The 1,038-nt window shown below is 73.9% G+C and carries 1 protein-coding gene; it reads left to right on the top strand.

Translation table 11 applies throughout. The features are described 5' to 3' along the window. Positions 1–112: 112 nt before the first annotated feature. The coding region (locus ACLWS4_RS37130; RefSeq protein WP_416876441.1) for a phosphotransferase family protein at positions 113–1,038 on the top strand (926 nt) is incomplete at its 3' end.

Genomic DNA, 1,038 nt, shown 5'->3' with positions numbered 1-1,038 from the left:
CCCGCAACCCCGACTGCCCCTCCTGCTCCCACTACCACCCCAAGACCACGCAGGCCATCTCGCAGAAGACCCCCGCCACCCACTGACCAGACGACCGACCACGGGACGAACGTTGACACCAGAACAGAGCCTGGCGGCAGTCCGTGCGGCCGCCCGGCAGCACCACCTGGACCCCGCCGGAGCGACGCTGATCCAGCCGGGCAAGAACCACACCTGGCGCCTGCCCGGCAAGGTCATCGCCAAGGTCCGCGGCGCCGGCGCCACCTTCGCGCAGGCCTACCGGGAGACGCAGGCCGCGCGGTACGTGCTGGACCGCGGCATACCGGCCGCCCGCCCCGTCGGCGAGGAACGCTACCCCTACCGCCACGACACCGGGCACGAGACCGTCTACGTGCTGTTCACCGAAGACCTCGGCCCGAGCACCACCGCGGCCACACCGCAACAGGTCGCGCTCCTGCTGCGCCGGCTCCACGCGCTGCCGGTGCCCACCGGGCCGTGCCTGCGTCTGCCGGCCATCGACCCGTTCTCCCGGCTGTTCCTGGGCATCGACACGCTCTTCCCGGCCGGATCGGCCCGAGACCGCAGGCGCCTGCACCGGCTCCTCCACACGGCCCGCGAGGCCTGGCAGGCCACCACGTGGCCGGGCCCGATGTCCCCGCTGCACGGCGACGCCGGCCCGGGCAACTGCGTCGTCACCGCCGACGGCGTCGCCCACCTGATCGACTTCGAGCGCATGTCGGTCGGCCCGGCCCTGTGGGACCTGGCCGCGTACGCCTGGCGCCGGGACGTCTACGGAGCCGACCCGGCCGAGTACCAGGCCTTCACCGCCGCCTACGGCCTGGACGTGACCGGCCACGCCGACGGCCGCACCTACCACCAGGCACTCACCCCCGCGTTCGCGGTGAGCGCCTGGCTGGCCGCCGCCGGCTACGCGCGCGACGAACCCCACTGGCAGCACGAGGCCGACCTGCGGCTCGCCACCCTCCTCACCGACCCGCTGCCGGGCTTCCCCTGGCACTGGAACCTCGGCAACACCGC

Source organism: Kitasatospora sp. SC0581 (assembly GCF_048159585.1).
In the GTDB taxonomy this organism is placed as follows: domain Bacteria; phylum Actinomycetota; class Actinomycetes; order Streptomycetales; family Streptomycetaceae; genus Kitasatospora.
The sequence above is the reverse complement of the archived record's forward strand: the minus strand, read 5'-3'. Positions and strand labels throughout refer to the sequence as shown.